Origin of the sequence: Klebsiella sp. 10-1, from assembly GCF_009758445.1 — a bacterium.
Taxonomy (GTDB): domain Bacteria; phylum Pseudomonadota; class Gammaproteobacteria; order Enterobacterales; family Enterobacteriaceae; genus Klebsiella; species Klebsiella scottii.
Genome location: NZ_WQRE01000031.1, coordinates 1 through 702 on the forward strand (window position 1 = coordinate 1; position 702 = coordinate 702).

A 702-nucleotide genomic window follows, 5' to 3' on the forward strand; every position below is an offset into this window, starting at 1 on the left:
TAATGCGCCGAACGGTCGAGCGCATGGCCGGTCAGGAGTGCGGGCTGCTGGCTGAGTCCCATCAGCTCCGGGGCAAGCGTGGCGGCGAGCTCTGTCCCGTGCGCCTGCATGAAGTCATTCAGCCGGTTGCGGATACTGATGCGCTGCACCGCTTCATGGGAGCGGATATAGCGCCCGGCGGCCTGATTTATCTCCCATTTTCTGACATCGATAATGTCGCGCAGTGTCTGCATTCTGCCCGGTATACGCTCATCCCCGGCCAGCACCTGTTCCTGATATTCCTGCTCTGCGGCCGCCAGTTCGGCTTTACGGTTCAGCCAGGCGGTTTCGTTCTTCTGACAGGCTTCAAAGGCCTGCTGTAGCGTGAGGGTGGTCATGGTCAGTTCTCCCCTGATTAATGACGGTATGGCGAGCTGTAGCAGCCCTGCACTTTACGGGGTGCCGGGGGTGTGACCGGCTCCACGACAGGCGGCGCTTTCTCCGCCGGAGGACGGATAACCTCGTCGATGGCTTCAGTGGTGCGGAACGTCGCCGAGCACTCAATATTGGTGCACTGGTGATAGCGCTGTTTGACGTTCTCCGACAGATAGCGGGAGGTGCGGGCATGCGCCGACTTTTTGCAGAACGGACAGTGCATCATGGCAGCAGCCCCCGCGCTTTCAGGTCAGCCTCGCGCTGACGGATTTTCTCCTGCCAGACTTT

At 60.4% G+C, this 702-nt stretch carries 3 protein-coding genes; all 3 read right to left on the minus strand.

Going from position 1 to position 702, the window contains the following annotated elements; translation table 11 throughout:
• Window positions 1-377 (minus strand): phage polarity suppression protein (locus GO007_RS28835; protein ID WP_189339935.1); only part of this gene is annotated, 377 nt, incomplete at its 3' end.
• A 17-nt stretch (window positions 378-394) separates the two neighbouring features.
• The gene (locus GO007_RS28840) at window positions 395-640 is read right to left on the minus strand and encodes an ogr/Delta-like zinc finger family protein (RefSeq protein ID WP_095105818.1); all 246 of its coding nucleotides are present in this window, start codon (window positions 638-640) and stop codon (window positions 395-397) included.
• On the minus strand, window positions 637-702 hold a 66-nt coding region (locus tag GO007_RS29365; protein WP_223261853.1), incomplete at its 5' end, for a hypothetical protein. The genes GO007_RS28840 and GO007_RS29365, both read right to left, overlap by 4 nt.